Origin of the sequence: Almyronema sp. (genome assembly GCF_052168255.1) — a bacterium.
GTDB classification, from domain to species: Bacteria; Cyanobacteriota; Cyanobacteriia; order Phormidesmidales; family Phormidesmidaceae; genus Sphaerothrix; species Sphaerothrix epifaneia.
In genome coordinates, this window is the sequence record NZ_JBQLZL010000050.1 from 1 (window position 1) to 21,649 (window position 21,649).

Genomic DNA, 21,649 nt, shown 5'->3' on the forward strand with positions numbered 1-21,649 from the left:
TAACAAGCTCCAGTTTGAACGGCCCTAAACCTCGGCAAAGGTTTACTGGCAAAACAAGCGCCAAAAACTACTGAGCAAAAGCTGATGTTGAGATCATGGCTACCTTTGACCGCTCTGATGAGGAGTTTCGTCCTCCATCGGTAGCTATAAAGCAGAGGAAGCGACAGAAACTCTGCACCACCTCAACATCAGCTATTGCCTAGACTGTCTTGATACCTGGCGTCGCTCTCCTTCGGTATGCAAGCAATGGGTCACAACGGCAAAACACCCATCCAGTCTGACGAATTAATGATGAATCAATTCATTTGTAGTATAGATTTCCTTCAGGCTGCCTTAAATCACCCTCTGGTTAGACGCTGAGTTTAGCCCAGGGCATAGCCTCCTGACGCGGCTAAATCTTTCCTTAGCAGCATGTTGTAAAAGTCAAACACCTATAGCATTGCCTAGACTCAATCTATGCCAAACAGCGGTATAGAACCTATTGACTAAATTTCAAAAGTAACGATTATGCAAAGCCAAGAAAAGCGACCCACTCCAGACCAAATTCCAGGCCAAAAACAACCCTATCCAGCTAAACAGTCAAAAATGACGCCTCAGCCGGATAGCGACTTATCTAACTATCAACCCGCCAATAAGTTAAAAGACAAAGTTGCCATTATTACGGGGGGTGATTCTGGAATTGGCCGCGCTGTGGCGATCGCCTATGCGCTAGAAGGGGCACAGGTCACAATTACCTATAACAAAAACGACGACGATGCCCAAACCACACAAGCCGAAGTTGAAAAGCGCGGTGGCCAGTGCTTAGTCATCAAAATGGACGTGCGGCGACCTGAAGACTGTCAAGATACGGTCAAACAAACCATCGAAAAATTCGGCCAGCTCAACATTTTGGTGAACAATGCCGCGTTTCAGATGACCCAGGAAAAATTTGAAGACTTGAGCGAAGTTCAGTTTCGCCAAACGCTAGAAACCAATATTTTTGGCTATTTTTATATGGTTAAAGCGGCGCTGCCTCATCTGGCGGAAGGCGATGTCATTATCAATACAGGCAGCATTGTCGGCAAAATCGGCAAAGGCATGTTGATTGATTATGCTACCAGTAAAGGAGCTGTTCATGCTTTTACGAAATCTCTGGCTTTGAACCTGGCTGAACGCCATATTCGCGTCAATGCGGTTGTGCCAGGGCCAGTCTGGACACCCAATATTCCCGCCACAATGCCCATTGAAAAAGTCGATAACTACGACACCGACAACGCCTTGTCGCGAGCCGCCCAACCCGAAGAACTGGCCCCAGCCTATGTGTTCATGGCTGCCCAAGACAGCAGTTTTGTGACCGGGGCTTTATTGGACGTTACGGGAGGACAGCTATCGAGCTAAGCAGCTATTGAGGGGGGTCAGTGCTTGGGTGGCTACAGCTTTAGCTAGCAGCGGGTTGTTGGCATGTTCCAGACAGACTGAGCCAGAATCATTGGTTAGAGTGATGCTGTGATACTTTTAGGTCGTCTTTGCTAGCCGATGAGGGGGCGTAAGACTGCTCTGGCTAAGCCTGCATCGCCGTTGGCGATTTTGATGGGCAAACAAATTAGCTCATACTGGCCAGGGGCAACATCCTTAAGCATTAAGCCCTCGATTGCCCAAATGCCTGACCCTAGCAAGGCTTTGTGAACTTCAACTACATTGCCCTGATACTGGCCGACCGAAAGATAGTCAACGCCGACTAATCGTACTTTTTGCTCGGCCAAATATTCAGCCCCGTCAGTGGCAATGTAGACAAAATCTTTCATGAACGATTCTGTGCGCTGCGGCTGTTCGGAATTACGAGTTTTAAACAGCAGGCGTTCCCCTGATTTGATCTGATGCTGCTTTAGTTCTTCGGCCTTGATAGATTCGGGATCGGCGATCGCAATAACCCGCGCGGGGCCGATAGTGGTTTCCAAGGGCATGGCGTCAATGCCTAAATCGTCTTTGATAAAGTGACGCAGCGCGTCTACATGGGTGCCTGTGTGGGAACCCAGCGAAAGCTGAGACACATTACAAACGTCGCCGTGGGCAATGCACTGGCTAGGGGTAATTTCGACCGGGGGGTTGTCAGGCCAATAGGCCATACCGCTGTGAATGGTCATCGAAATATCAATCCACTGCATTGAAGGCTGATCCATAAAGCTCCTGATAAATCTTTTAAAGAACTTCTAGACAGTAACGAGTAACGCGATCGCGCGCATATATCTTGTGGATGAGCCAGCCTCATTCCTATGAGGGAAGTCAAAGACGGGTTTGATTTCTTTTAATAAAAGAACGCTATTTGCAAGCATTTAAAGAAACGAGGAAATAACTTATGGGTTGGTTTAGCCGACTTTTTGGTAAAGAAGAAAAAGCGGCTCAGCCGGCAGCCGTCGCCCAAAAAGTGAAGCAGCCTGCCGGAGATTCAGTCGTCAATACCCGTACGGCTAAACAGCCAGAAATTCCTTTAGAACGACTAGGCCCAGATGGCAAATACGACCAAAGCGGCCTAGCTAAGCGAGTAGCGGTTGCTTTTGATCAAGACCCTGAGTTAGACGATATTGAAACCGTTTATGTCGCCCAGCTCAGCAGTCAAGTTGTGCTTAAGGGTAAAGCTCCTAACCAAGCCGCCATAGACAAAATGGTGGCGGTAGCGAGTCGGGTCAAAGGGGCTAACGACGTCGATGCTAGTCAATTGACGGTGGATTAATTAGTCAGCTACTCAAAATTTAGGTTTGGTTAAGCAGCGCTGTTCAATCTGTGTAAAACCAGGCTTATAAAGCAGGGTTACAAAACTCAAATTGCTCTGCTCTTGATGATACGAAACAAAGGAAAACATTTTATGGCACAAGATTTAACTGGAAGAAAAGTCGCTATTCTCGTCGCCAACGGCTTCGAGCAAGTCGAACTCACCCAGCCACGCCAAGCACTGGATGCGGCTGGAGCTGAAACTCATATCATTTCGCCAGAAAGCGATCGCGTTCAAGGTTGGAACCATTACGATAAAGCCGATTACTTCCCGGTAGATGTTGCCTTAGACAAGGCCAAAGCCAGCAACTATGACGCGCTGTTGCTACCTGGCGGTACGGTCAATCCTGATCAACTGCGGGTAAACGAAAAGGCAGTTGCTTTTGTCAGAGACTTCTTTAGCGCCAACAAGCCTGTAGCTGCTATTTGTCATGGGCCGTGGTCGCTGGCTGAAGCCGATGTTGTTAGAGGCCGCAAGTTGACCTCGTGGCCGTCACTGCGGACAGATTTGCAAAATGCAGGTGGACTCTGGGTGGATCAAGAGGTTGTGACCGATCGAGGGTTAATTACCAGTCGTAAGCCAGACGATATTCCTGCCTTTAACCAGGAAATGATTGAAGCGATCGCAGCTAGTAAGCAGCCCGTTTCGGCTTAGTCAAAACTTAAGCCATTGGCTTTAGGTTAATCCTAAGGGGTACACAGCGGTGTGCCCCTGTGACGATTAAACTGGTATTTTTGGTTGAGATCTAATCTATGGGACTTTTTAACCGCATTGTAGACGCCGTCAACAGCCCTGAACGAGAAGCCAGTACCGGGCAATTAGACAGCATTTTAAGCACGGTACAGGCGCTGGCTCAAAGCCAAGGGGTTGACTCGGCCACCACACAGGCGCTGGCCTCGATTGTGGGGGGCTACGTTCGCTCTAATTTGAAGACAACCCGACAAAGCCAGGGAGAAGAACAAGCCGAAGCGCTGGTCAACCGTTATAGCGGTATTTCTCCTAGCCAGAGTGCTGTGCAGGCGCTTTTTAACCCGCAACAGCAAAGCCAGATGGTACAAGAAGCGGCTCAAAAAACAGGGGTGAATGCCGGCACCATTCAGGCAATGCTGCCTATTTTGGTACCTGTTATTTTAAACCTGCTCAAAACTGGGGCAGTCAGCCAGTCAGGCCCGCGTAAGAGCAACTCGGTACTCAGTGCCTTTCTTGATACTGACCGCGATGGCGACTTCGACATTGGAGATGCCATGGCTATGGCGGGTCAATATCTCAACCAAAATCGCCACGTTTAGGAGCCGTTGCCTTGCCCGTTGTCGATCCGAAAAAATCTGCTCAGCAGGCAGGGTTGCGCTACGTCAGCGATACGACCCCTGGCATTGAGCGACGCCCTTGGGGACGAGGGTTTACTTACCTCAATGCCGAGGGGGAACACATTCAGTCTGATTCAGTCCGCGATCGCATTGAGGCGCTTGCCATCCCCCCGTCCTGGCAGGAAGTGTGGATTTGTAGCGACCCGAAAGGACATTTGCAGGCGACCGGACGAGATGCCAAAGGTCGCAAGCAATACCGCTATCATCCGCAGTGGCGACAAGTTCGCAACCAGGCTAAGTTTGAACGAATGTTGCCTTTTGGGCTGGGGTTGTCAGATTTGCGATCGCAGGTTGATCAGCACATTCGCCAAAGACAGCTTTCGCGCGAAAAGGTGCTAGCAACTGTCGTTAAACTGCTAGAAACGACCCTCATTCGCGTAGGCAATGCTGAATATGCCCAAGAAAATCAGTCCTTTGGGCTAACCACGCTACGCGATCGCCACGTCAAAATTTCGGGTCAACGGTTGCAGTTTCAGTTTCGGGGCAAAAGTGGCGTTGAACACGAAATTGCCTTGAGCGATCGGCGTCTGGCTAAAATCGTCAAACGCTGTCGTGATATCCCCGGTTATGAACTGTTTCAATACTTTGACCAAGCAGGCGATCGCCAAACTATAGACTCTGGCGATGTCAACGAATATTTGCAGCAGGTAACCGGACAAGACTTTACGGCTAAAGAATTTCGTACCTGGGCGGGTACAGTGCTGGCCGCGCAAGAACTGGTCAAGCTGGGGCGGTTTGAATCTGACAAACAGGCGCAGCATAACGTGGTGCAGGCGGTTAAAGCAGTTGCAAAGCAGTTAGGCAACCGAGCCGCAACCTGTCGCAAATACTACGTTCATCCCGGCATTTTAACGGCGTATAGCGAAGACTGGCTGATTCCTGTAGTGCAAGAAGCGCTGGCAGCTAAAGTGGCTAAAACCTCTGATCATCTGCGTCCACCCGAGCAAGCCGTACTCAAAATCTTAAACAAACTTGATAAATCATAGCTACAGCAACGCTTTCTGTCCTCTGGGAGAGTTCGCTTGGGGCTGGGTGCGCCACCCTTAAAGAGGATGCTAAGCCCTAGCGCTGGTTTAGTTTTTCCCCAACCGACCCGGTAATTGCTCCCATCAATCACCTAAGCACTGTTAGCTAATAAGCAAACTTCTATAAGCTCACTTGAGAGAAATTATGACTGACGACATTAAAACGAGAATTCAAGCTGACATTGAGCAAGCTAAAACCACTGGCAAACTGCGCGGCGATCGCTTAAAAGAAATTGTCCGCAGTGCAGTCGCTCAGGCTACGGCTGAACTCAAAGAAGGAACGCAAGAAATGCGCGTAGTCTTCAAAGATGCCATTGTCGCTGTGGTAGAAGCTTTTCGCGATCGCGGTAGCGATTTAAAATCTGACGTTGAAGCTTCCCTCGAAGGCGGACTCGAAGCGATTAGCCAAAGACGGCGTCAGTTTATTGCTCAAACCCAAGCTGAAATTGAGCAGTTGCAAACCAAAATTGCTAACGAAGAAAAGGCCATCGAAGTAGAAGCGGAAGAAATTTTAGACGACGTTCAACTAACAACGACCCAAGAAAGCTCTAGCGACTTAAAAGCAGCCATTGCCGAAGCGATCGCAACGGTAAAAAACAGCGAAGAGGCCAATTTGCTGCAAAAGCGCTACGCCCAGTTGCAAACGCAGCTTTCTATTTTGCAGGCTAATTTAGCGGCTCGCTATGGTGAACGCTACGAAGAAATTAAGCAACATTTAGACAAAGCCAACAGCTGGTACGAAGGGATTCGGCCTCAGGGCGAAGAAATCAGCAGCAACGTTCAGGCCAAACACTCTGAATTTCAGCAAAAAATGGCTGAAGCTGGCAAAGCCTTAGCCCGCAAAGAGCAAGATATCAAACGCAAACTTCAAGCCCTTTGGCAAGCTTCGGCCAGCGTTTTGAGCGACGATGACGCTTCTAATTCTTCTCTAAAATAATCCTGTGTTTTATGTTTATTCCTAAAGGGTTTGTTCAAGAAGCGGTTCCCACCACGCTAGGGGAAATGGTTTACTACACCAACAAGGCTGAACCCTGGCAAAACGCCCAGTCGGCCACCGCCCCGACGCTAGTGTTTTTACATGGCTTCGGCGGCGGCTCCTCAGCTTATGAATGGTCTAAGGTTTACCCCGCTTTTGCCTCTGAGTTTCGCATCATTGCCCCGGATTTAATTGGCTGGGGTCGATCGGCTCATCCAGAGCGCAAGTACATTCCAGAAGACTTTATCACAGCCATTCTGGAGTTTTTACCCCAGGTTAGCGAAGGGCCAACACGGGTCATTGCGTCAGCCTTGACGGCCGCTTTTGTGATTCGAGCTGCGATCGCTCGGCCTGAGCTTTTCCGTTGGCTGATTTTGACAACAGCGGCGGGTTTGTTGGAATTCAACAATAACTATCGCGACAACTTTTTTACGCAGCTGGCTGGCACCCCTGTTATCGACCAGTTTCTCTATAAAGCTGGCGTAGCCACTAGCTTCGGAATTCGCAGCTTTTTAGAGCAACGCCAGTTTGCCCAAAGCGATCGCGTCTACAGTGAAATGGTAGAAGCTTATCTGCAATCAGCTCAGCAGCCTAACGCTGAATATGCTGCTTTGGCTTTTGTTCGGGGTGATTTGTGCTTTGATCTAACTGAATACATTGAGCAACTCACCATCCCCACGGCGATGATTTGGGGGCGATCGACAGAATACACTGGCCCAGAAGTTGGTAGCCGCTTAGCTAAAATGAACCCTCAAGCGATTCGCATTTTTTACCAATGGGATGATGTCGGGTTTACTCCCCAGCTAGAGCTTCCGGCTGTTACTATTGGCCTCTTGCGTCGCTTTATGACTGAGTTAGAACAGGTATCGCTACAGTCAGAAGGCTAAGAGCAAAAGGAAAGCTTTTGGGTCAGGGGCTTGCAGCTATTTGAGCGTTTCAACGCTTATGGCTACAGCTATAAACCTGCGGGTTTAACGGCTTGAGCGTCCTCCGTAAGGGGGCGCTCAAACCTGTTGATTGCTTATCCCATGAAACCCGCCTCCTGGCAACTGATGCCGTACCGTTGTTGACGTCAGGGCAAAGCGATCGCGGTGGCTATCGTCCAGCCATCGACCAGCAGCAGTAGCAGCGTCAGACTCAGCAAAATCAAATACATCCAAGGCTGAGACAGCGGACGAACATCGCGCGTATCGATCTGAGTTTTGGCGGCTACTTGTCTGACCAAACGCGCAAATCCGGCGACTCGCATGGGTAGCAGGTAAGCCGTATCGGCTTGACTGACAAAGTAATAGACAATACCGCCCTGTCCGGTCGAGCGGGGCTTAAGGGCTTTGATCTGATCCCAGTCAAGCTGCCAGCCTTTGCGCCAAAAAAAACGTACCCAGGCCGGATAGGTAACCTGAATACCCGTCTCAGTCGTTATCACCTGCTCACTGAGCACACCGTAAAGGATCAAACCACCCAACCCTAAGCTCGTCACCAAAAGGCTAATTGGCATAGAAGCAGCCGTCACCTGCGCTAAGAAAGGCAGGGGTAGCGTTAGCGCTAGATAAAAAGTCAGCAGCGTCAGGCGAACCAAAGGAGAAAGGGGAAACCTATCGCCCCCTGGGGGAATAGGTGTTAACGCGGGATCGCTCAGACGATCGGCAGGGGGAAAGCTCACAGATTTTTTTGGCAACATCAAGCACGGGTTACGGGTTAATTTAAGACAAACGGCTATGGCAAATACTTTTGTACCACTTGCCAGCCCGTTAGCGTTACAACTGCTAGCGCGCCTAACAGCAAAAGATTGGTGCCAACATGCAAATACCTCACCCAGGGTCGTTGAGGGCTGATGAAAATGGCACTGCTCGCTGAAAGCACGACCAGCGCTACCACGTCTAGTCCGGCAGGCAAATGCATCGAGTGCCCCAGACTACCGTATTCTCCTAACGTGCCCACAATGCCAATGGCGAGCAGTAGCAGCACCAAGGCTACCATGATGCCGCCCACCGTGTAATGTAAAGGACGTAACCAGCCAGGTCGCGATCGCTGGGTTTGGCGAGAAAAAGAAATCCACCCACCACTAACCGCCAAAACAAGATAGGCCGATAAGGTAAACCCCATCGACCAAGCGGCAATTCGCCAGAGCCAGAGAAAAGAGGGTAAGTCCAATGTGTGTACAGAGTAACTACGGAAAACTACTTCCTAGCGTACACGACGACCTGAGCTAAGCATCCTCGTTAACCCTGGTTGATTATTCGGCAGGAACCGCTGCCATCCCTGCGGGAACGGCTTCTCGGCTAGGCATAGAAACCGGGGGAGCCGCTGGCGGTTGAGCGTCATCCACCGTCAGGCGGCTACAGGGAATGGTGTCCGACAAAATAGCGCTGGCCATCATGCCCGTGTGAATTTCTAGCTGCGCTGTCGGCAACGCCTCAAAAATAAGACGCTGACCGGGAAATACGACCCGCTCAAAATACCAGTTTGGAACGTTGGTAATTCGAGCAATCTGAATTTTGCTCGTCGCATTTACATAACAGCAGAGTATATCACTGTTGCTTTCGGGTGGCAGGGGATCAAGAATTTGTGCCATAGGGTACCTGGGACTTAGCTGCTCGCATCACTACTGCAATTAGGTTAGCATTCAGCGATCCCAGTGGGTTGTAAAGGCGACTACCAACGCGGCCTTTTGCTTAATTTTTTGAAAAAAGAGTTGATGCCCCTTAATAACTCTCCTGACGATGTTACATCTGGCTTAAGTAGTAGTAGCTGAGCTGAGGCGTCAGTCCGCAGTTGAGTTTATGGCCAAAATCAACCGTATGTTGAAGAAAACATTAAATATTAGTCTTTTATACCATAGTTCTGGTTTGTTTCTGAAACTAGCCACCAAAACCGCTCAAAAGCCTTGAATTGAGCAGGCTAGCCAGCACGCTCACCAAAGCCAAATCGACGGTTATTGTTTCCATAAATAACCGATCGAGGAGGATGTCTTCAAGCGGTGTCCCCAGGGTTAAAGGTGAGTGTTATCGTAAAGATATATGACTTTATTTAAGAAACTCTACCTGAGCCGTGGCTGGAATAGCGATCGCTAACGGCCAGATGCGCTCAGGCTGAGTTGACTTTTCCAGGGGTAGCATTTTGCTACCGTTGGCTTCATGTTGCTACTCAACGGACTCAGGTACTCGCTATGAACGATCGCATCCTCTATGTCCGCCTACCGTGCAACCCAATTTTTCCGATTGGGGTTGTTTATCTGGCTGACCATGTTCATAAGGGTTTTCCTGAGGTTGAGCAGCGGATTTTTGACTTGGGGACGATCCCGCCGCTCGATTACAACGCCGCTTTAGATGCGTGTATTGATGCCTTTCAGCCTTCAATGCTGGTGTTTTCGTGGCGCGACATTCAAATTTATGCCCCCGTCGGTGGACGAGGCGGCAACCCGCTGCAAAACGCTTTTGAAGTCTTTTACGCCCGCAATCCGCTGGTCAAGTTGCGGGGAGCACTAGGCGGACTGCGAGTGACAACGGCTTACTACAGTGAGCTATGGCAAAATTTAGGCTTAATCAAGCGAGGGATCAAGCGAGCTCGTCGCTATTGTCCTGAGGTAAAAACCGTGGTCGGTGGAGGAGCCGTCAGCGTTTTTTACGAACAGCTAGGCGCTATGCTGCCCAAAGGTACCATCATCTCGGTGGGGGAAGGCGAAGCGCTGTTAGAGAAAATGCTACAGCGGCAAGATATCTTAGCGGAGCGCTGCTACATCGTGGGTGAAACGGTTCCGCGCGATCGCCTGATTCATGAGTGGCCCACCCCGATCGAAAAAACAGCCTGCAACTATGCTTATATCGAGCGCATTTGGCCTGAATTTGAGTACTATCTGCAAGCTCAAGACTTTTACGTTGGAGTACAAACCAAGCGGGGTTGCCCTCACAACTGTTGCTATTGCGTTTATACCGTGATTGAAGGCAAGCAGGTGCGCATTAACCCTGCCGACGAAGTTGTAGCAGAAATGCGGCAGCTTTACGATCGCGGTATTCGTAATTTTTGGTTTACCGATGCGCAGTTTATTCCGGCGCGGCGGTTTATTGCCGATGCGATCGCGCTATTAGAAAAAATCTTGGCAGCCGGAATGAAAGACATTCACTGGGCAGCCTACATTCGAGCCGACAACCTGACGCCAGAACTATGTGACCTGATGGTCAAAACAGGGATGAATTACTTTGAGATCGGCATTACCAGCGGTTCCCAAGAGCTGGTACGAAAAATGCGCATGGGATATAACCTGCGCACAGTATTGGAAAACTGCCGAGATCTCAAAGCTGCCGGATTTAACGACCTAGTTTCAGTCAACTATTCGTTTAATGTCATCGACGAACGACCTGAAACGATTCGCCAAACGGTGGCTTATCACCGAGCGTTAGAAGCCATTTTTGGCCGCGATAAAGTAGAGCCAGCCATCTTTTTTATTGGGTTGCAGCCTCATACTCATCTAGAAGACTACGCTTTTGAACACAATATTCTCAAGCCAGGTTACAACCCCATGAGTGTGATGCCTTGGACTGCTCGCAAACTGCTGTGGAATCCAGAACCGCTGGGTTCTTTTTTGGGCGAAGTTTGCTTACAGGCATGGCGACAAAATCCGCATGACTTTGGCCGGGAAGTGATTGATATTTTAGAAGAGCGCTTGGGTCAAGCTCCTTTAGAAGCGGCTTTGTCTGCTCCGATTGAAGCGACGCGTCGCTCGCTGGCCACCGTGTCACCGAGGTAGCTGTCGTAATTGTTAAGACTTGGATTCAATACAAAGTATTACACTTGTTCTATTTGAGATGATGGAGATAAGCGATTTTACGGTGGGCTATAGCAGGCAGAGCGCAAGGTTATGTTAGAGGGATCCATACTAAGACAACTGGTTTGTAATCACCAGGCTGATTCAGCGGAACAAAGCCCGCTCAACTTCGGCGTTTATTACAAAAACACGCTGGTAGCGTTGTGCCATGCTCTAGAAGACTGCATTTTGGCAATGAACAGCCAACCGCTGGTGATTGCTGCCTTTCAGCAGGGGAAGTGGTACTTGCAAGAAGCCGATCGCTACGGGGCGATCGCGGATCAGGCAAGCCAAATTGCCATAATGGCGGCGGCAGATACGGGTTTTCAAAGCCATCCCACCAGTCAGCGAAGTAACGTTGCTCTAGTAGAGCTTGATCCTAGCGATCCCGTCTCGCAAGAATGGCACCTGATTATTTTTGCGCCTGACTATACAGCTATGGTGCTTTGCCAGGAGCTATCAGAAGAAGATTATGGCGTTCAAGGTCGCCCTGATCACGACTTAGAGCGTAAGTTCTATGGTTTCTGGACATTCGAGCCGCAGCTAATTCAAGAAACGGTGCAGTTGGCGATCGCCCATATAGGACGCTATCAGCCCGAACTGCAAGCCCACTTGCAACAGCACTACGACCACATTGCCCATCAGGTGAATGAAGTTTCAACCGCCGATGGCTTGGGTAGCGTGGTTTCGCGGGTGGTCGATTATCTACAGTCCAGCCAAGCTTCGCTCTTTGGGGCTGAATCCTTCGACTTTGTCGAGGCTCTCAACTCGAACCTGGTTTCTAACGAAATGCAGGCTTTTTTGCGGATGGCGCAACTGGCTGATTTAGCCGATCCCAGCAATCCCTATGCGGCAACAGAAGTTGCCTCACTAGCGGAAATGGTAGGTCAGCTGATTGACTTGCCCGCGTGGCAGCTACAGCGTCTGCGGTTGGCCAGTTTGCTGCACCGTATTGCTCCTTTACCGATTGATCCAACGGCTAACGAAGCGGCTCCTAGCTGTCCGCTGGTACCTGGTGCCCAGGTGCTGCGACGGATGCCTCGCTTAAGGGCTGTGGCTGAAATTATTACCCATCAAACAGAATGGTGGGATGGCTCTGGGCAACCAGCCCATTTGAGTGGGGATCAAATTCCTCTAGAATCTCGGATTTTGGGTTTAGCAGCCGCTTTTCAACAGCGAGTAGCCGATCTCAAAGGTCGTGAGCTGACTCAAACGCCTGAACAAAGCGATCTGAGTGAACCGCTTTCTCTTGCTTTGAAAGACTGTCAAACTGAACAGGGTATTCGCTGGGATCCAAAGCTGACTGAGATCTTGGGACTGATTGTTCGAGGTCTACAGCAAGGGCTGAGCCTTCCTAGCATCCCGACCAAAGTAACGATGGGAGCAGGTTTGCTCCACCCTGACGTTGAAGTGGCTGCAGATTCCACCCAATCGACCTCACCCCAGATTTCTTAACTTTTGTAATCTTGCTCATGGATATTGACGCGATTCGCTCCGGTCAACTGACCCATCTAGCCGGAACTACTTTGGATGACGAAGACCTTTCTGACCTAGATTTGGCTGGTATTCAGCTCGCGGGAGCTAGCTTGGTGGGGGTTGACTTTAGCCGGACAAGTTTGGCTCGTGCCCATTTAGAAGGGGCAAATTTGATGGGTGCCCAATTAATCAGCGCCGATTTGCGAGCTAACCTCTGGGGCGCAAACCTAATGCAAAGCGACCTGAGTGGCGCTGATCTGCGGGGTGCTAATCTGCGCGGTGTTAACTTAATGGGGGCTAGACTGGCTGGCGCGAGTTTGGCAGGTGCCTTTTTGAGCGGCGTCAATCTAATGGGCGTCGATCTACAACGGGTCGATTTGCGCGGGGCTGATTTGCGGGGCGCTAATTTGAGCGATGCTAACCTCTATGGGGCTGACCTGAGTCGGGCTGAGCTGCAAGGTGTGCTTTTTAACAACGCCAACCTAGAAGAGGCTGACCTGCGGGGCGCGACGCTATCAGGTGCCTCTCTTAGCGGTGCTAATCTGCTTTGTGCTGATTTAGGCGGTGCCATTTTAGAAGGCGTCATCTTAACGGGGGCTTGCCTGGTGGGGGCTAATTTGCCGCAAAACCGAGGAGATCTGGCTTTTCAAAAAGATATCGCTCGGGCTTAGTGAGGTTTTTGGCTGCAGGCTGAGGGCAGAGGGAAAAGCTTTTCTGTCAGTGGCTTTTAACGATTTGAATGCCTCAACCTAAGTGGCTACTGCTATCACAGGCTGAAAAAAAGCCGCTGTCTTCAAGCTGAAAACAACGGCTCGATTGCTCCCCAAGGAGTGTGTTGAACGGCTGATTGCCAAGAAGACGTATTTCTAAGCGGCTTCACCTATGCAGTTTTGGCGAGTTTTGCTTAGAAAACAATTTGAAATATAGCGAACGGCTACTTTCTTTGAGGGGAAAGGCCAGGTAGGTTAAGGGGTTGACCGTGACAATAATATTGCGAACGTTGCGCTTAGCTAGGGCGACGACCTGTTTGGCTACCCACTCAGCCGACATAATGCCAATGGGGTTGAGATTGCTCTTAAACGGGCCTAAAACAATTTTGCGGATTACACAGGGAGCATCTAGGCGGCGCAGGGTGATCAAGTCGCCCAGTAGCCGTTTAGAAATTTCGTAGAGCGGACTGAAGGCAGGGCTAACCTCTGCTTCTGACGTATTAAACCAAATTTCTTTGTTAGCCCGCTGCGCAGAGGTTTCTACAGTCGTCATAAAAACTTCTGCCAGTCTCCAGGCGGAAAGGGCGTTGACCTGTAGAGAGGTTTCAATAGCTGTAGCTGAGCGATCGCCGTGAACGTTTAGACCATGATTGATCACTAGAATATCTACTTTTTTTAGGGCGTCTCGAAGCTGATCTTCTTGTCCGGCAGACCAGTGAATTACCCGAATCTCAGCCTCCCATTGAGTTTTGGCTGAAGTGGTAATGGCGATCGCCTTTGCCCCTTGTCGTCCCAATTCTGCGATCAAGGCTTGCCCCATTGTGCCGGATGCCCCGGTAACCGCGATGGTTTTACCTTTAAGTGACACGGCTGAACCCACAAGTTTATCTAAGAAGGTAAAGTAGCCTGCATAGTAGGCATTTGTATCGTCAAAATGATGCCGCCAGTGATACGTACGATTGACCACCCAATTGCTGGGGATTTCGGTCAGGGGGCCAGGTTCATGGGTCAGGTCAGTTGACCTAAGCCAACCTTGCGATCGCGCGATCGCTGCCGTTAAAAAGCCAGCCGCATAGATAAACCCTAACCACAGTCCTAGCTGGCCGCTGGCGATCGCGAGCATGGCCAGTATCGCCATCATAAACAGTGATTCTGGCACATCGTTGTAGAGTTGTGCTTTGGCATATAGCTCAGCACTCACAGGCGTAAAGTCGCGCTTGTAGGCTTTGTGGTGCCAGTTATGGAGACGCTGGAGTGGCCCCCAATAATGACTGGTGAGGTGATAAACGTCGCGGATCATCTCAGCCATCAAGATTGAACTGATGCCCCAGAGTCCCTGGATAGCCAGCGAAACTAAATCCATCTGGCGTTGCCTCTATAACTAAAGTGAGTATGCAAAATGCGATCGCTTTATAAACGGATATTGAACTGACGTTAAATATTATTGCGGAAAACCTGCTGAGCTTAAAGGCGATCGCCATTTTGAGCGCCTAGTACGATTCCCCTCTAAAGCTAGATGCTGATCCCCTGTTTTTATTTCGCCGGGGGGAATCGGCGCTGAGGGGTAAATTCTTAAGCTAAAGAAAGAAAAGTTTAGAGAGGTTCTTTCTATGGCTGAAGAACAAAAACGCAATCTGCCAGATGATCCCGAATCAGCCGGATTTGGTAAAGGCGCACCAGGTAGCCAGCATGCAGCTACGACGGCTCAAACTACCGACGTAAATCCGCCTGATATGAAAATTCCGGCCAATGCAGATGTCGCTGAAAATGTTCAGGATATTGAAGCCGTTGACCAGCAAGAAGAAGGCACGGGTATGACGACAACCAGCGGCTATCGTATTGACGAAGCAGGTCGTTTAGATAATTACGCCGTGGAGCCACCGATGCGGGTCGAAGGCGAAGACGAATAGACCAATGGCTCTATACCACTCCCGGTTGGGTTTAAGATAAATCCCCTAGTTCATAGTCGAGCTAGGGGATTTTTTAGGCCAGACTAAACTGAGCCAAAACGGTTATAGCTGTAGCTACAAGCGTTGAAACAGTTCAGTTGCCGAAAGCTGCTGAGAGAAAAGCTTGCCTTTTATTCTCTGCCCTCAGCTTTAGCTATAGCGAGATTGAGGTCTGAAAGCGTTTTCCCGCAGAGCCAATGGCTGACTGGGGGCAAAGCCAGCCAGCAGGTTTTCACCCATAAACACAGGAACTGAAGAAAAAGTCATGCCCAGCGAGAACGGCTCATTTCTGAAGCGCTCGACGGGGCTGGCGTCATGAAAAGATCTCCAGCGACCGCGACGACCGCCAAAGCGCAGTTCATCCCCTTCTTCGTCATCGTCGCCGCCTACCGGGGCACCTTCTAGGTCGAAACGCGCCAACAGCGGATCGTGATCGCTGGCGCGTCCGGCAGTTTCAGCAAACTCGGTGTTGATATGGACGATATCAAATTCAGCCCCTGCTAGCAGCGCATCGCTCACCAAAATGTGATCTAAGGACTGAGAGTTACCGTCGAAGTTGAAGGTGTAGCGTTCATTGGCGGGTAGGGTGTTGGTCAGGTTGTTCAAAGAACCCCCCAAAATATCCTCCACTGGAGAAATAAACTCAAACTCGTTGAGATCGCCGAGAACAATAGCTTTAGCATTTGGATTGTTCAGCAGATTGTTGTGATCGAGATAGTCGATCACAGCCTGTGCTTGTGCTCGCCGCTGGTCTAAGCTGCCGTTGACGCTGGGATCTTCTTGGAGGTTGGCAGCCGGTTGGGTTTGGCCAAACAGAGGCGAACTTCCCCCTTTAGAAGAAAAGTGATTGTTGACGACGGCAATCGTCTGGCCGGCAAAGCTGAAGTAGCCTACAAGGGGCAAGCGCGTATCAAAGAAAGGATTGTTGGGGTTGGTTTGCTGGTCTAGCGGATCGACGACGGTTTGGATTGAGCCAGCAAAAGGGTTGTTGAGTTGGGGATTGCCCGCCAAACTTACCCGCTCAGAATTGTAAAGAAAGGCCGTTCGGATGTTGCCACCGGGCTGGCCGCCGCTGGTGTCGTCGCCAATGAAGGGGTTATCGACAAATGTATAGGTCGGGCCACCTGCGGCAGCGATCGCGTCTACTAGGCGCTGCAAGGTTTCATTGGCGGCTGTGACGTTAGAATTCACCGAACCGTCATTGTCTTGCACCTCTTGCAGCGAAATAATATCCGGTGCATTGAGGTTGTTGACAATTTGCTGAGCGATCGCCTCAAAGCGGCCATCTGCTACGTCGGTGTCCCCATCTTGATCGTTGGGATCGAGGTTAAGGACGTTGTAGCTAGCCACCGTCAGACCATCTTCCACAGGTTTGAGGCGGCTAACCTCAGCTTGCAAGTTTGCCGACTGAATGTTGGCCGTAAAGTCTTCGGTAACCAAGACTTCGTAGTTACCAAAGTTGTAGCTGACCACCCCGGTAACATTGCCCAGCGTATCGCCCGTATTGACGTTGCCAAAGGCATTGGCCAGGTTCAAAATGCCCGTGTCTTCTTGAATTTGAATGCGCTCTGGGTTGAAATCATCTGGGGCGATGTTGATAGTGCCGCGATCGCTAAGTCCGGTAGCATCGGCTCCTTGATTGGCAACCGTAAAGATTTCGCCAAAGCGATTGGTTCCACTGACAGCGACGGCATCCTCTACCGTCACCCGCATCCCTTCTAAGCTTTCGTAGAAGTCAATGCCATCGGTAGTGGGTTCGTAAACGCCACCCCCTGCCAAAACGTTGTAAAAGCTGCCGTCGTTGTCAATGATTTGATGGGGGGGAACCCGACCGCTGCGGCCTAAAATGACGGACTCTGGCAGGGCATTGCCGCTAGAGAGCACCGTAATTTCTAAACTGCCGCTGATTTGCGTTGTTGACAGGTTGCCCGTGCTAGCCCCACCGGGGATAAATTCGCTGACTGTGCCTTCAATTTGCACCGCGTCTCCGGCGACCAAGCTAGGGCGGCTGCCCGTAAACACAAAAATGCCGTCTGAGGTGGCTATGTTACCGTCTCCGGTTGGGTCTTGCACATAAAAGCCATTGGAGTCTACAGCCGTGACAATGCCGCTGGTCAAAACGCGCTCACCTACCAGCGCCGAGACTTGTGCAGCTCCTTGAATGTCGTAAATGGCCGCTGTAATTGGGATTAAATCAGTCTCAGCAACGACTGCATTTTCAGCCCTCGGCGTATTGAAGGCTTCGCCAATTTCGGGTGTGCCAACATTGCCATCAATACCCGCCAGCTCAAAGTCGTTGCGTACCCAGTCATTGGCAGTATCGGTATCGACACCGTTGGGAATGCGAGAAGCACCGCCTACGGTAAAGTCATTTAAGCCATCAAAGCCGGGGATCAAAGTGGCTGCTGCATAGGTGCGATCGTCGCTGCCACCGTCGCTAACTGCCACCGAATCAACCAAACGATCCCAGGCGATGACATCAACTACACCATCGTTATCTAAATCAAGATCGTCGCCAACGCTGCCCGCAAAATTTTCAACGAGCAACAGCGTCACCGTGCCATTTTCAAATACATTGCTTTGGAAGCCAGTCGTCCAGAAGCCACTGGCATCAGTGCTGCCGATTGTAAACACGCTGTCAACCAGGCCAGCCGTGCTGCCATCGCCTTCAATTTGTAACAGACTAAACCCGGAATAATCTGTATTGGCATCAGCGAAAATTTCGACAAACTCACGGGTGTCGCTTCCCGTATGATTAAACACAAACTCGTTAATTAGGGGAGCAGCCGGACCGCTGGCACCGCCAAACGTTTGACCCAAATTAAAAGCACCGGGCGTTGCTGTAGTGGGATCGCTCCAGGTAAAGTCACCAGATTGAGAACCTGAACCTGTTAGCTGTAGAGAAAAGCCGACTGCCGTAGAAGCCGTTTCACTCACGCCAATATCGGTACTGGTCAAGCCCGCAGCAGGCCCACTTGCCGCGACAAAACTGCCCTCGTAGCTAAGAAACTGAACCACGTTGCCGTTGTTGTCTACCAAAGCGATCCCATCGGGAGAGCCGTTTTGAATACCGTTGGTTGGATAGTCAATCACCAGCGTGCCAAAGCCATTCCCCTGGTCTGTTAGGGTGCCGCTTAAAATGCGGGTGTCGTAAGGGCTGCGTTGACTATCAGTACCGTTGTAGAGGACTAAACTCCAGCCCGTTAGGTCTGTGCCTGCGATCCCGGCAATTTCGATAAATTCATCGATATCAGTGCCGACGTTGTCGTAGTGAATCTCATTGATAAAAACGCTTGCCATTTTGCCTCAGCTTATGGATAAAAGAGCGAATTCAAATGACCGTTCCTGGTAGAGCGTTAGCCATACGCCTATTGCGGTGTCATTTTTAAGTAGTTCCACAGGCAACGTTTTCAGATGAAGGTAAAGTTCGCGTAAATGCAGGGTTAAGGGATCGCTAGACTTCACCATAGATTCAAATTTTGCGCGGTTGCTTTACGGGTTCTTTTGAACACGCCGGGGCAAAGACCAAAAAAAGTTAAATAAAAATGAAGAAACTATAAACAATTGTGGGGCTGCTTTACGTCTTGTGTAATCAGCAGTTGCGGCTTGATGTCAGATTGCTAAGCCCGATATTCTAGAAATGACAGAAAATGACAGTCTCGTTATACTGCTGAAGCAAAGTTTACTTTCAGTTTGACTGTCTCTAATTGGCGTCAGGGCGATCGCTACAGCCACCCTTTACCCAGCCGTCAATTCAGCTAAAGCACTCACACTTTTTAATGGATATGGATTCTCGAATGTCCTATATACCCAATTCTCAGGCGCTTAATTCTGCCGCTCAAGCAAAGGCCCAACTTGAGCAGGTGCCGCCTTTGACCAGCCCAACTGGGATTTATGTGTGTATTCATGGCCATTTTTATCAACCACCGCGAGAAAATCCTTACCTAGATGCCATTGAACGCCAACCCAGCGCCTCTCCTTTTCATGACTGGAATGAACGTATTCTTTATGAATGCTATCGACCCAATGCGTTCGCCCGTGTTCTCAATGCTCAAGGCGAAGTTACCCGCATTGTCAACAACTACGAATACATCAGCTTCAACATTGGCCCAACGTTGATGAGCTGGTTAGAGCGCCACGACCTTGAAACTTACCAGCGAATTTTAGAGGCCGATCGCAAAAGTTGTTTGCGCTTTAACGGTCACGGCAATGCGATCGCTCAAGTGTATAACCACATGATTTTGCCGCTGGCTAACGAGCGCGATAAGTACACCCAGATTCGCTGGGGCAAAGCTGACTTTCGCTCTCGCTTTGGTCGCGATCCCGAAGGCATGTGGTTGGCGGAAACAGCCGTAGATTATCCCACCCTGGAAGCGCTAGCAGATGAGGATATTCGCTTTATTATCCTGGCACCTTCTCAGGCTCAGCGCTGCCGGATGATGGGCTACGGCGATCGCCCTGCGGCAGAGTGGCATGAAGTTGGCGGTGGTCAGATCGATCCCACCCGTCCTTACCGCTGTTTTCTCAATCGGCCTGCTTCCCCCGGCAAGCGCAACTATGTCGATATTTTCTTCTACGATGGCCCTATTTCCAGAGATATGGGCTTCAGCGAAGTTCTCAACACTTCGCAACATTTTGTCGGTCGGCTCGGACAAGCGGTTCGTGGGGATCATCGGCCTGCTCAACTCATTTCTGTTGCAACCGATGGCGAAACCTTTGGACACCATCGCGGCGGCGCTGAAAAAACATTAGCCTACGCTGTTGCCGAAGAAATTTCGCAGCATGGCTGGTTGGTGACTAACTATGCCTACTACCTCACCCTCAATCCGCCGACTTGGGAAGTTGAACTCAAACCTGTGACGGCTTGGAGTTGTTCTCATGGGGTCGATCGCTGGCAAGACGACTGTGGCTGTGGCGGCGGCGGTGAGTGGCATCAAAAGTGGCGCAATCCGCTGCGTCAAGCGTTGAACTGGCTGCGGGATCAGTTAATAGCTGTGTTTGAATCGGCTGGCAGCGAACTGTTTCAAGATCCCTGGCAAGCCCGTGATGCTTATGTACAGGTGATTCGCGATCGCAGTGTTGAAAATATTGAGCAGTTTATTAGTGCTTACCAGCGGCGATCGCTCAAAGCGGCTGAAATTTGCGATGCCTTGCGGCTGCTCGAAATGCAGCGACATGCTTTGCTGATGTATACCAGTTGTGGCTGGTTCTTTGAAGAGATTTCTCGCCCTGAAGGAACGCAACTCTTGCGCTACGCTGCTAGAGCGATTGAGCTAGCCGGAGAAGTCACAGGTATTCAGCTTGAGGCTGACTTTATTGAGCGTTTAGCCGCCGCTCCCAGCAACGTTAGCCACTTCAAAGATGGAGCCGGGGTTTACCGTAACCTGGCGATCCCCTCTCGCGTCACGCTAGAACAGGTTGCGGCGCACTATGCCATTAGTTCGCTATTTACCACCTATCACCGCGAACAGCGCATCTACTGCTACAGCATTCATCAGGTTGACTACCAGCGCCAGCGGATGGGACCCTTGGCGCTAGCCATCGGCCAGTTGGAAATTGTTTCAGAAATTACTCGAGAAAAAGCCAGCTTAGCCTTTGCTGTGCTGCATATTGGTGGCTGGGACTTCCACTGCTGCATCCGCCGTTTCCGAGGACGACTCGACTATAGCAACGCCAAAGCCAAGCTGTTTGAGGTGCTGAGTCAGGCCAGTGCCGCTCAATCGGTTTTAGCCTTAAACAAGCTCTTTGGCGAACAAGCCTACAGCCTGCAAGATCTCTTTGCTGAAGAACGCCATCGGATTATGCAGCTTTTGAGCCAGGAGACGTTAGAGCGGCTCGATCAGCTCTATACCCAGGTTTACCGCGATAACTACGGCATTCTCATGGCCTTCCACCGCGATCGCCTACCCGTGCCGCAAGAATTGCAGGTCGCGGCTGAAATTGCGTTGAGCAACCGGGCACTCAAAGCGCTGAGACGTTTAGAGCAAGAGGCGGGCGATCCCCACCTTCATCCTTTGCAAGTTGGCCTGAGTCAAATCACGGATCTAGAGGCGATCGCCACTGAAGCCAGCCACTTTGACTGCAAACTGAACTTACCCGGCGCTAAAGAAACTTTAGAGCGATTGTTGTTGAGTGGGTTGTGGCAGCTATTGCAAAACTATCAGCCTGATACCGTCAACGACGATATTTTGTGGTTTAAGCGGCTAATCGAACTGGGAGAGCGGCTCCAACTTGGCTTATCGCTCGATCGCGCCCAAGAGCTGTACTACCAGTTTTTACAAGCAGCCCTTGCCCTCGACGAACAACCTCTGCCAGAAGCCGACGCTACTAACCTCTCCTCTGAGGGCTACCAGCCAATGACGGTTGCTCAGCTACTGACTTTGGGGCAGCAACTAGCGGTTGATGTTGAACACCCCATTGCCCACTTGCTCACCCAAGAACACGCCAGACCAACAGAAGTCAGTTGACGTTGGTGAACAAACAACCCGCGGCTTTTGTCGATTAGCGATAGCTAACGCTGCGATAAACCACCCGAGCGTCAAACCCGCGACTGCGTAGCTCAAACATGCGGGCAAACGCGGAGTTGCGATCGC

At 50.5% G+C, this 21,649-nt stretch carries 18 protein-coding genes; 12 read left to right on the plus strand and 6 right to left on the minus strand.

The features are described from left to right. Positions 1-507 precede the first annotated feature (507 nt). Entirely contained in the window at positions 508-1,377 is an 870-nt protein-coding gene (locus ACTS3T_RS11475; protein ID WP_377963801.1) for an SDR family oxidoreductase, read from the plus strand. A gap of 131 nt (positions 1,378-1,508) precedes the next feature. Here the strand turns inward: ACTS3T_RS11475 and ACTS3T_RS11480 are convergent, their stop codons facing one another. Further along, positions 1,509-2,159: a cyclase family protein gene (locus tag ACTS3T_RS11480; RefSeq protein WP_377963803.1), complete on the minus strand. Its 651-nt coding sequence runs from the start codon at positions 2,157-2,159 to the stop codon at positions 1,509-1,511. Positions 2,160-2,335: 176 nt separating this feature from the next. Between ACTS3T_RS11480 and ACTS3T_RS11485 the strand changes: the two genes are divergently transcribed. From ACTS3T_RS11485 to ACTS3T_RS11510, 6 genes are all read left to right on the plus strand, one after another. Continuing rightward, positions 2,336-2,710 (plus strand): BON domain-containing protein, encoded by a 375-nt coding sequence (locus ACTS3T_RS11485; protein WP_377963805.1) that lies wholly within the window; start codon positions 2,336-2,338, stop codon positions 2,708-2,710. 132 nt (positions 2,711-2,842) lie between these two features. Next, positions 2,843-3,403, plus strand: a complete 561-nt coding sequence (locus ACTS3T_RS11490; RefSeq protein ID WP_377963807.1) for a type 1 glutamine amidotransferase domain-containing protein — start codon at positions 2,843-2,845, stop codon at positions 3,401-3,403. A gap of 98 nt (positions 3,404-3,501) precedes the next feature. Next, entirely contained in the window at positions 3,502-4,038 is a 537-nt protein-coding gene (locus tag ACTS3T_RS11495) for a hypothetical protein (protein ID WP_377963809.1), read from the plus strand. Between the two features lie 11 nt (positions 4,039-4,049). Next, positions 4,050-5,102 carry a DNA topoisomerase IB gene (locus ACTS3T_RS11500; protein WP_377963811.1) on the plus strand — a complete coding sequence of 351 codons (1,053 nt, stop codon included), beginning with the start codon at positions 4,050-4,052 and terminating at the stop codon, positions 5,100-5,102. 184 nt (positions 5,103-5,286) lie between these two features. Beyond that, positions 5,287-6,078 carry a histidine kinase gene (locus ACTS3T_RS11505; protein ID WP_377963813.1) on the plus strand — a complete coding sequence of 264 codons (792 nt, stop codon included), beginning with the start codon at positions 5,287-5,289 and terminating at the stop codon, positions 6,076-6,078. An 11-nt stretch (positions 6,079-6,089) separates the two neighbouring features. Beyond that, on the plus strand, positions 6,090-7,004 hold the full coding sequence (locus tag ACTS3T_RS11510; RefSeq protein ID WP_377963815.1) for an alpha/beta fold hydrolase: 915 nt from the start codon (positions 6,090-6,092) through the stop codon (positions 7,002-7,004). Between the two features lie 185 nt (positions 7,005-7,189). Here ACTS3T_RS11510 and ACTS3T_RS11515 read toward each other — a convergent pair whose 3' ends face one another. The 3 genes from ACTS3T_RS11515 to ACTS3T_RS11525 all read right to left on the minus strand — a co-directional run bounded on the left by ACTS3T_RS11515 (position 7,190) and on the right by ACTS3T_RS11525 (position 8,692). After that, entirely contained in the window at positions 7,190-7,780 is a 591-nt protein-coding gene (locus ACTS3T_RS11515) for a hypothetical protein (RefSeq protein WP_462934977.1), read from the minus strand. A 53-nt stretch (positions 7,781-7,833) separates the two neighbouring features. Next, entirely contained in the window at positions 7,834-8,271 is a 438-nt protein-coding gene (locus ACTS3T_RS11520) for a DUF4079 domain-containing protein (protein WP_377963819.1), read from the minus strand. 82 nt (positions 8,272-8,353) lie between these two features. Next, on the minus strand, positions 8,354-8,692 hold the full coding sequence (locus tag ACTS3T_RS11525; protein WP_377963821.1) for a DUF1830 domain-containing protein: 339 nt from the start codon (positions 8,690-8,692) through the stop codon (positions 8,354-8,356). A 594-nt stretch (positions 8,693-9,286) separates the two neighbouring features. Here ACTS3T_RS11525 and ACTS3T_RS11530 point away from each other — a divergent pair. The 3 genes from ACTS3T_RS11530 to ACTS3T_RS11540 all read left to right on the plus strand — a co-directional run bounded on the left by ACTS3T_RS11530 (position 9,287) and on the right by ACTS3T_RS11540 (position 13,068). Next, a complete protein-coding gene (locus ACTS3T_RS11530) occupies positions 9,287-10,864 on the plus strand; it encodes a photosystem II high light acclimation radical SAM protein (RefSeq protein ID WP_377963823.1) in 1,578 nt (525 codons plus the stop codon). A 111-nt stretch (positions 10,865-10,975) separates the two neighbouring features. Continuing rightward, positions 10,976-12,376 carry a DICT sensory domain-containing protein gene (locus ACTS3T_RS11535; protein ID WP_377963825.1) on the plus strand — a complete coding sequence of 467 codons (1,401 nt, stop codon included), beginning with the start codon at positions 10,976-10,978 and terminating at the stop codon, positions 12,374-12,376. 17 nt (positions 12,377-12,393) lie between these two features. Further along, on the plus strand, positions 12,394-13,068 hold the full coding sequence (locus tag ACTS3T_RS11540; protein WP_377963827.1) for a pentapeptide repeat-containing protein: 675 nt from the start codon (positions 12,394-12,396) through the stop codon (positions 13,066-13,068). 205 nt (positions 13,069-13,273) lie between these two features. Here the strand turns inward: ACTS3T_RS11540 and ACTS3T_RS11545 are convergent, their stop codons facing one another. Continuing rightward, positions 13,274-14,470 (minus strand): bifunctional sterol desaturase/short chain dehydrogenase, encoded by a 1,197-nt coding sequence (locus tag ACTS3T_RS11545; protein WP_377963829.1) that lies wholly within the window; start codon positions 14,468-14,470, stop codon positions 13,274-13,276. Between the two features lie 247 nt (positions 14,471-14,717). Between ACTS3T_RS11545 and ACTS3T_RS11550 the strand changes: the two genes are divergently transcribed. Next, complete coding sequence (locus tag ACTS3T_RS11550; protein WP_377963831.1) at positions 14,718-15,017, plus strand: hypothetical protein; 300 nt, start codon at positions 14,718-14,720, stop codon at positions 15,015-15,017. A gap of 189 nt (positions 15,018-15,206) precedes the next feature. Here the strand turns inward: ACTS3T_RS11550 and ACTS3T_RS11555 are convergent, their stop codons facing one another. Beyond that, positions 15,207-18,356 carry an endonuclease/exonuclease/phosphatase family protein gene (locus tag ACTS3T_RS11555; RefSeq protein ID WP_462934978.1) on the minus strand — a complete coding sequence of 1,050 codons (3,150 nt, stop codon included), beginning with the start codon at positions 18,354-18,356 and terminating at the stop codon, positions 15,207-15,209. Positions 18,357-18,841: 485 nt separating this feature from the next. On the opposite strand from ACTS3T_RS11555, the gene ACTS3T_RS11560 reads away from it, so the two are divergent. After that, on the plus strand, positions 18,842-21,523 hold the full coding sequence (locus tag ACTS3T_RS11560; RefSeq protein ID WP_377963835.1) for a DUF3536 domain-containing protein: 2,682 nt from the start codon (positions 18,842-18,844) through the stop codon (positions 21,521-21,523). Positions 21,524-21,649 lie beyond the last annotated feature (126 nt).

What these genes read in the sequence shown, in the direction of transcription:
- ACTS3T_RS11495 (WP_377963809.1), top strand. Translation starts at nt 3,502, where the DNA reads ATGGGACTTTTTAACCGCATTGTAGACGCCGTCAACAGCCCTGAACGA.
- ACTS3T_RS11505 (WP_377963813.1), top strand. Translation starts at nt 5,287, where the DNA reads ATGACTGACGACATTAAAACGAGAATTCAAGCTGACATTGAGCAAGCT.
- ACTS3T_RS11530 (WP_377963823.1), top strand. Translation starts at nt 9,287, where the DNA reads ATGAACGATCGCATCCTCTATGTCCGCCTACCGTGCAACCCAATTTTT.
- ACTS3T_RS11485 (WP_377963805.1), top strand. Translation starts at nt 2,336, where the DNA reads ATGGGTTGGTTTAGCCGACTTTTTGGTAAAGAAGAAAAAGCGGCTCAG.
- ACTS3T_RS11525 (WP_377963821.1), bottom strand. Translation starts at nt 8,692, where the DNA reads ATGGCACAAATTCTTGATCCCCTGCCACCCGAAAGCAACAGTGATATA.
- ACTS3T_RS11560 (WP_377963835.1), top strand. Translation starts at nt 18,842, where the DNA reads ATGGATTCTCGAATGTCCTATATACCCAATTCTCAGGCGCTTAATTCT.
- ACTS3T_RS11535 (WP_377963825.1), top strand. Translation starts at nt 10,976, where the DNA reads ATGTTAGAGGGATCCATACTAAGACAACTGGTTTGTAATCACCAGGCT.
- ACTS3T_RS11490 (WP_377963807.1), top strand. Translation starts at nt 2,843, where the DNA reads ATGGCACAAGATTTAACTGGAAGAAAAGTCGCTATTCTCGTCGCCAAC.
- ACTS3T_RS11545 (WP_377963829.1), bottom strand. Translation starts at nt 14,470, where the DNA reads ATGGATTTAGTTTCGCTGGCTATCCAGGGACTCTGGGGCATCAGTTCA.
- ACTS3T_RS11510 (WP_377963815.1), top strand. Translation starts at nt 6,090, where the DNA reads ATGTTTATTCCTAAAGGGTTTGTTCAAGAAGCGGTTCCCACCACGCTA.
- ACTS3T_RS11540 (WP_377963827.1), top strand. Translation starts at nt 12,394, where the DNA reads ATGGATATTGACGCGATTCGCTCCGGTCAACTGACCCATCTAGCCGGA.
- ACTS3T_RS11550 (WP_377963831.1), top strand. Translation starts at nt 14,718, where the DNA reads ATGGCTGAAGAACAAAAACGCAATCTGCCAGATGATCCCGAATCAGCC.
- ACTS3T_RS11475 (WP_377963801.1), top strand. Translation starts at nt 508, where the DNA reads ATGCAAAGCCAAGAAAAGCGACCCACTCCAGACCAAATTCCAGGCCAA.
- ACTS3T_RS11555 (WP_462934978.1), bottom strand. Translation starts at nt 18,356, where the DNA reads ATGGCAAGCGTTTTTATCAATGAGATTCACTACGACAACGTCGGCACT.
- ACTS3T_RS11480 (WP_377963803.1), bottom strand. Translation starts at nt 2,159, where the DNA reads ATGGATCAGCCTTCAATGCAGTGGATTGATATTTCGATGACCATTCAC.